At 71.3% G+C, this 7,099-nt stretch carries 5 protein-coding genes and 1 pseudogene; 1 reads left to right on the top strand and 5 read right to left on the bottom strand.

What is annotated here, in order from left to right; translation table 11 throughout:
• The 5 genes and pseudogenes from ACFTZL_RS24075 to ACFTZL_RS24055 all read right to left on the bottom strand — a co-directional run.
• Positions 1–1,069: pseudogene (locus ACFTZL_RS24075) on the bottom strand (hypothetical protein); the annotation flags it as partial.
• A gap of 2 nt (positions 1,070–1,071) precedes the next feature.
• Entirely contained in the window at positions 1,072–1,398 is a 327-nt protein-coding gene (locus ACFTZL_RS24070; protein WP_382586411.1) for a helix-turn-helix domain-containing protein, read from the bottom strand.
• Complete coding sequence (locus ACFTZL_RS24065) at positions 1,395–2,543, bottom strand: tyrosine-type recombinase/integrase (RefSeq protein WP_382586409.1); 1,149 nt, start codon at positions 2,541–2,543, stop codon at positions 1,395–1,397. The genes ACFTZL_RS24070 and ACFTZL_RS24065 overlap by 4 nt, the downstream gene beginning before the upstream one ends.
• Positions 2,544–2,597: 54 nt before the next feature.
• On the bottom strand, positions 2,598–3,035 hold the full coding sequence (locus ACFTZL_RS24060; RefSeq protein WP_382586406.1) for a hypothetical protein: 438 nt from the start codon (positions 3,033–3,035) through the stop codon (positions 2,598–2,600).
• Positions 3,036–3,082: 47 nt separating this feature from the next.
• Positions 3,083–3,319 (bottom strand): hypothetical protein, encoded by a 237-nt coding sequence (locus ACFTZL_RS24055; RefSeq protein WP_382586403.1) that lies wholly within the window; start codon positions 3,317–3,319, stop codon positions 3,083–3,085.
• Positions 3,320–3,584: 265 nt separating this feature from the next.
• Between ACFTZL_RS24055 and ACFTZL_RS24050 the strand changes: the two genes are divergently transcribed.
• Positions 3,585–7,034 carry a DNA polymerase III subunit alpha gene (locus ACFTZL_RS24050; RefSeq protein ID WP_382586400.1) on the top strand — a complete coding sequence of 1,150 codons (3,450 nt, stop codon included), beginning with the start codon at positions 3,585–3,587 and terminating at the stop codon, positions 7,032–7,034.
• The last annotated feature ends 65 nt before the right edge of the window (positions 7,035–7,099 follow it).

Raw genomic sequence — 7,099 nt, 5'->3', positions numbered from 1 at the left:
CCCCGTGGCCGTCCGCGGCGGCCGAGGAACGGGCCCGTGCCAGGGCACGCATGACGGGACCGGACCGGTTGTGCACGACGAAGCCCAGCTCCCCGGCCCGTCGCTTGAGCTGATGCGCGAGCGGACCGGCGAAAGCGAGCTGGGTGAAGGGCGGCCCCGCCGTCTCGGGACCGCATTCACGCACGTACGCCAGGCAGCCGCGGCACAGGCTCTCCTCTCCGTGCACGGGCAGTTCGTCGCGCAGGCACCGCGGACACCGGCCCACCGGATAGCGATCGAGGTTGTGCCACCACTCCGCGCAGCCCCGGCACCGCGCCGTGGAAATGCCCCAGCTCGCACAGTCAGAGCACGCCCCCACCGGCCACAGTGCGGGCGGTGGGGCCGTGCGGGGCCGCAGCATCCCGGCCTGCGCGAGGATCTCGGCTGCGGCCGTCTTCAGGGGCAACCGGACCTGGTCAAGCATCTCCTGCGCGACCAGGGCCTCGCCCTCGGCGTCGCGGATCGCCAGCGCGCACCGGATCAACCGCATCACCGTGTGCGGCCACGTCGTCGTCAGGCCCGCGCTCGACGCCCGCTGTTCGGCGATCGGGTACAGGACCGCCTCCTCCGGCCACGTCCGGGCGCTGATTCGCCGGGCGTGTGCGCGTTCGATGCGCCGCCGGAGCGGAAACAGAGTCTGCTGTCCGCGTGTCACCTTGGGACAGATCCGCGGGTCATTGACGAGGCGTTTCACCTCGTGCGGCCCCCAGTAGGGAGCGGTTGCACCGCGCGGGCGCGGTAAGTTCCGTGCGCCCTGCCGTCCCAGCCCAAGCACATACAGGTGCAGTTGGGCCTCGCCCGGGAAGACGGTGTCGATGCCGGACTGGATGTCCTCACGGGTCGCGATCACGCATGGGCGGCACAACCCGTCGCCGTCTACGTGCCCGATCCGGCGGCACCGCGCACAACTCGCCTGCGCCGGACGGTGCTTGAGCCAGTTGGAGCAGCTCCAGCACAGCCCCTCGCGCAGACGCGGCACGCCCCAGTCCAGACACAGCGCGCACTGCCGCACCACGACCGTGCCCGCCATCGTCAGTTCGGCGGCTGCAGCCGGCGCGGGCCATCCCGGCGCGGCACCGGACGCACTGGCCCCGCCTCGCCGCCGACCGCCCGCTCCTGTTCCTCCTGGCCCGTCGCGGCAGCCACCGGCTCGGCTTCCATCAGGTCGGCCACCGTGCACTCCAACGCCGCGCAGATCTTGTCCAGATCGTCCAGCCGCACCGTCACCGGAGTACCGCCCCACAAGGCGGCGACCTTGCTCAGCGACGGTGTGAACCCCACCTTCGCAAACGCCGCTTGCAGATCGACCGGCCGCCAGATGTCGCGCTTGGCTGCCGCCCAGCGCAGATTCCACTTCACCGCAAGCTCCCCCTGTCCGCGACCAGCCGCTGCCCGGCCCGCGTCGCCGACGACCGCCAGCGGTCCGCCTGCTCGGGATCAGCCTGGGCCGTCGCGAGGTAGTTGACCGTCGTAGTCGTCCAGGTATGTCCGAGCATTCGTTGTACCTCCCACAACGTCATCCCGCGCTCGTAGTTGTGGGTCGCGCACGCATGCCGCAGCAGATGCGGGAACAACTCCGGCACCGGCCCCGGCAGATACAGTCGCGACGCCGTCTTCAGGGCCCGGCGGAACGTCGCCGGGACGATCGCCGGCGCGATCGGCATGTTCAGCGCCGCCACCGGCTTCGGCAACCGCTCGGACGGAAACAACGGCGCCGCCGGATGCTCCGGGTCGTCCCGGAACATCCCCCGCACCTCCTCCACATACCACCACAGGAGCTCACGGCCCTGCTCGAACAAGAAAGCCTCCCGCGGCCGTGGCCCGGACCCGCGGGCGCCCTTGCCCTGGACCACGAAGCGGCCCCACCGCCCCGACTCCCAGTGCACGTCCCCCATCGCCACGCCGCACAACTCCGCCGCCCGCACCCCGGACAGGTAGGCGATCTTCGCCATCACATAGTCCCGGCACGCCACCGCCTCCTTGCGGGACTGCGGCAAAACGGTGCGCCAGGCAGCGAAGAACTCCCGCATCGCCCGCGGCGAGGGCGGCACCCGCAGCCCGAAGTCACCGCGGTGGCGCGGCCGGTTGAACGGATCGACCGGCGACTCCACGACCGCCCCGTACAGCCGATGGATCTCCCCGGCGTACCTCTGCTCCAAGAACGCGAAGTACGCATCGATCTTGTTGATCTTCGCGAGGACCGTCGCGCGGGCCCTCTTGCCCGGCCCGGCGAAGTACCGGTCCAACGCCGTCGGCGTGAGTTGCCACGGCACGACGTCATAGTGCTCGCACAACTCGATCACCGGCTTGACCAACTGGTCGATCGACGCGGGCATCAGCCCGGCCGCGTCCCGCGCCCACTGGTACTCCGCGAGCGTGTCGAAGAAGTACGACCGCTCATCAGCCTGACCCGAACGGCTCCGGTAGGTGTGGAGAGAGAAGACCTCCGCCAGGCCGACCGCGTCACGTCCCGATGCCAGGGAACGGGTTCCGGATTCCCCCATGAACCCGCAGATTACGAAGGGGACTCGTGGAATCTGCGAGTGATTGCAGGAATCTCACGCGCTTGAGGGACACTTCGAACACGGGTCTCCTACCTGCTGGCTTGGCCCGATCACCTCCTCGGTGGCCGCCCGGGAACCCGTGCGTACTCCAGTTGCGAAGTGGGCGGGCAGGTCTTCTGCGAGGCGACGGGCGCGGGCGGGGGTCGAGGCGGCTCTCGACTGCGCGGCCGCGAAGTCGATCTTTCCATTGGCGTAGATCACGGCTTCGCCGTCCAGCACGGTGTGGCCGGGGAGCATGCGGAGTCCCGCGAGTGCGAGGTCCATCCATGCGGCTGTGACATCCCGGCCGGAGCGGGCTTGTAGGCGGACGGTTTCCTCGTCCCGCCACATGACAGTTCGATGGCCATCGAACTTCGGTTCGTAGCGCCAGTTCGCCCCGACCGGGAGGGTCGGGGCGAACTCGGCGAGAGGGACGGCCACGGGAAAGTCCACGCTTTCAGGCTCCGGTCGCGGCGTCGCTCGCGCATGTGCAGTGGGCGCTACCTGAGCAGGGGCATCACCGCCTTCATCACGATCGTGAGCGGCGTGTCCTGGGCGGCCAGGGCCGTGCCGTAGGCGATCGCGACGTGGGCGATGGCCTTCATGGCGGTGCACAGGACGCGGGCCTGGCGCTCGGTGAGGTCGTCGCCGGCGTCGATGGCGAGCAGTGCGAGGGTGGTCGTCGCGAGGGTCACGATCACCGCGAGGACCGCCAGGTCCTCGAACGCGTGGGACATAGGTGCCTCTCTGGGCCGGACACGGTCGACCGGCCTCACCCCTTCCGCCGAGAACCAGGCCGTCTTACAGGATCGGCACGCAAAGTGAGACGCAACTCACATAGGTGCACCCTGGGCCCCTGATTCAAGGCCGTTCTGCTCCTTGCGTCCGCCGCGAGGGCTGGGACGGCAGCAGCTCACTCATTCGCACGTTTGTGCGAATGCGGGTTATGGTGGATACCTGGAGAGGACGTAGGTCAGGGAGGGGCAAGCGGGTAGGCGGGAGGTGCGAGGCCGTGGATTTACTCATCTGCGCGTCGCCTCCGGATACTCCGCCCGCTACGGAGCCTCGCTCCCCGAGGCCCTCGTCCAGCGGGCTGCCGAGCGCGGGATGACGACGCTCGCGCTGACTGACCGGGACACCGTCGCGGGCACGGTCCGCTTCGCCAAGGCCGCGGCGGCGGCCGGGATACGGCCCGTCTTCGGCGTCGACGTCGCTGTCGCTCCGCTCACGATGCCCGCCCCGTCGGCCGCTCGATCCCGCACGCCGGTGCGCGGCGGCGCGCACGTTGTCGAGCCCTCGTTGCGGGTCACGCTGCTTGCGCAGAACTCGGCCGGGTGGGCGCTGCTGTGCCGTCTGGTGTCCGCCGCGCACGCCGAAGCCGACGGCACTGCGCCGGTCGTGTCCTGGCCGGTCCTGCGCAGGTACGCCGGCGAGGACCTGGTTGTGATGCTCGGTCCCGCATCGGAACCGGTACGAGCCCTCACCGCTGGCCGCCCCGATCTCGCCGAGCAGCTGCTCGTGCCGTGGCGGGAGCTCGCCGGGCCGCGGCTGCGCCTGGAGACGGTGTATCTGGGCCGCCAGGGCACCGGCCCGGGATCGCTGCGGCTGGCCGCGCGGACCGTGGGCCTGGCCGATCAGCTCGGAGTGATCACCGTGCTGAGCAACGCCGTCCGATACGCCGACCCGCATCAGCACCGGCTCGCGGACGTGCTGGACGCGGCCCGTCTGCTCCGGCCCATCGACCGCCGGCACCTGGACGACGGCGAGCGCTGGCTGAAGCCCCCGTCCGCGATGATGGCGGCCGCCGAGCGGATCGCCCAGGCGGCCGGCGGCGACCGCGGCCGAGCCCGACGTCTGACGGCCGAGACCGAAGCAACCGGCCAGTCCTGCACCCTCACCCCGGCCGATCTCGGACTGGGCAAGCCGCACTTCCCCGAACCCTCCGTTGTGGGCGCCACCGGCGAGCGGGGTTCGGCGATGCGGCTGCTGAAGCAGCGGTGCGAGGCCGGGATGGTCGCCCGCGGCCTGGACACGGACGAGCGCGCCGTGCGGCAGCTCGACTACGAGCTGGAGTGCGTCGGCCGGTTGGGCTTCGAGGGGTACTTCCTGGCCGTGGCCCAGGTGGTCGCTGACACCAGGGCGCTGGGGATCCGGGTCGCCGCGCGCGGCTCCGGCGCCGGGAGCATGGTCAACCACGCCTTGTTCGTGGCCACGGCCAACCCGCTCGAGCACCGGCTGTTGTTCGAGCGGTTTCTGAGCGAGCGCCGTACGTCGCTGCCGGACATCGACCTCGACGTCGAGTCCGAGCGGCGCCTGGAGGTGTACGACGCGATCATCGAGCGGTTCGGCCGGGAGCGGACCGCGGTCACCGGCATGCCCGAGACCTACAGGGCCCGGCATGCCCTCCGCGATGCCGGGCTTGCCCTCGGCCTGCCGCCCCAGGTCGTGGGCGAGATCGCCAAGAGCTTCCCGCACATCCGCGCCCGGGACATCCGCTCCGCCCTCGCCGAACTGCCAGAGCTGCGGCAACTCAACGCGCAGGCAGGCAAGTTCGCACCGCTGTGGGAGCTCGCCGAGGGCCTGGACGCGCTGCCGCGCGCCTACGCCATGCACCCGTGCGGCGTGATCCTGTCCAACGCGTCGCTGCTGGAGCGGCTTCCGGTCCAGCCGACGCCGGCCGGCTACCCGATGGTGCAGGCGGACAAGGAGGACGTCGAAGACCTCGGCCTGCTGAAGCTCGATGTCCTCGGCGTGCGGATGCAGAGCGCGACGCACGCGGTCGCCGAGCTCCGCCGTACGACGGGCAAGGCGCTCGATCTCGACAACCCCGACCACGTCTCCCTCGACGACCCGCGCGCCTTCGACCTCATCCGGCGCAGCGACACGGTCGGCCTGTTCCAGCTCGAATCACCGGGCCAGCAGGATCTGGTGGGCCGACTGCAGCCGCGCCATCTGCAGGACGTCATCGCCGACATCAGCCTCTTCAGGCCCGGCCCGGTCAGCGGGGGCATGCCCGCGCTCTTCATCGCGGCCCGGCACGGCGCCGCGCCGCAGTACGCGCACCCGGACCTCGAGCCGATCCTGTCCGATACGTACGGCGTGGTGATCTGGCATGAGCAGATCATCGCGATCCTGTCGAAGCTGACCGGCTGCGACCGCGCCGCCGGCGACGTCGCCCGCCGCGCCCTCGCCGACCCGGACCGCCTGCCCCGGGTCGAGGCGTGGTTCCGGCGTACGGCCGCAGAGCGCGGCTACGCCAAGGAAGTGCTGGACGAGGTGTGGGAGACCGTCGCCTCATTCGGGGCGTACGGCTTCTGCCGGGCGCACGCGGTCGCTTTCGCCGTGCCCGCCCTGCAGTCCGCGGTCCTCAAGGCCCGGTACCCCGCCTTCCTCTACGCCGGGCTCCTCGAGCACGACCCGGGGATGTGGCCGCGACGGGTGATCGTGGCCGACGCCCGCCGCCACGGCGTGCCGATCCTGCCCGTGGACGTCAACCACTCCCGGGCCCACCACAGCGTCGAGCAGACCGATCAGGGCTGGGGCGTGCGGCTGGCCTTCTCCACCGTCAAGGGCATCAGCGACGCCGAGGTCGCCCGGCTCGCCGCCGGGCAGCCCTATGCCGGCCTGCAGGACCTGTGGCAACGGGCCCGCCCGTCCCTGCCGGTCGCGCAACGCCTGCTCCGCATCGGGGCGCTCGGCCCGCTCGCGGGGCACCTCACCCGGCGGGACCTGATGCTCCAGGTGACGGAGCTGCACCGGCACTCCCGCGCCCGCGCCGCCACCGACGGGCAACTACCGCTCGGCGGTGAGCTGGTGACCGCCACCCCGAGCGGCCTGCCCGAGATGAGCAGCCGGGACAAGATGAGCGCGGAGCTGGAGACCCTCTCCATCGACGTCACGCACCACCTGATGGAGCACCACCACCGGATGCTGCGCGAGCTCGGCGCCACCGACGCCGCCCACCTGCGCGGCATGATCCCCGGCCAGAAGGTCCTCGTCGCCGGTGTGCGGGCCTCCACCCAGACCCCTCCGATCCCGTCCGGCAAGCGCGTCATCTTCTGCACGCTCGAAGACGGCTCCGGCCTGGTCGACATCGCGTTCTTCGAGGACTCCCACGAGGCCTGCGCGCACACGGTGTTCCACTCCGGACTACTGCTAGTGAGGGGCCAGGTGGAGGCCCGCGGCCCACGCCGCACCGTCGTCGGAGAGATGGCCTGGGACCTGGACGAAGTCGCCGCAGCCCGCCGCGACCACGGCCCCCAGGCTGCCCTCGACCTCCTCGGCCGCACCTCTCTCGCCCCGACCCCGGCCGAGCCGGGCACGCCGCAGCGCACACTCGCCGACGGCACCGCCGGGGCGCGCCTGCACCCGTACGCCGACCTTCAGCCCGCTGGCACCCGTTCGGCAGACCTGCGGCGGCTCGGCCACCGCAGCCAAGGTTCTCCAGGCTGACATGTGTCTCACGAGACACACCAACACCCACCCGCGGGGTTGTCCTCGAACGTCGGGAGAGGAGG

It is taken from the genome of Streptomyces sp. NPDC056948 (assembly GCF_042674225.1).
Taxonomy (GTDB): domain Bacteria; phylum Actinomycetota; class Actinomycetes; order Streptomycetales; family Streptomycetaceae; genus Streptomyces; species Streptomyces purpurascens.
Note: the sequence above shows the minus strand (reverse complement) of the source record. Positions and strands in the feature narration are given on the sequence as shown.

What these genes read in the sequence shown, in the direction of transcription:
- ACFTZL_RS24055 (WP_382586403.1), bottom strand. Translation starts at nt 3,319, where the DNA reads ATGTCCCACGCGTTCGAGGACCTGGCGGTCCTCGCGGTGATCGTGACC.
- ACFTZL_RS24065 (WP_382586409.1), bottom strand. Translation starts at nt 2,543, where the DNA reads ATGGGGGAATCCGGAACCCGTTCCCTGGCATCGGGACGTGACGCGGTC.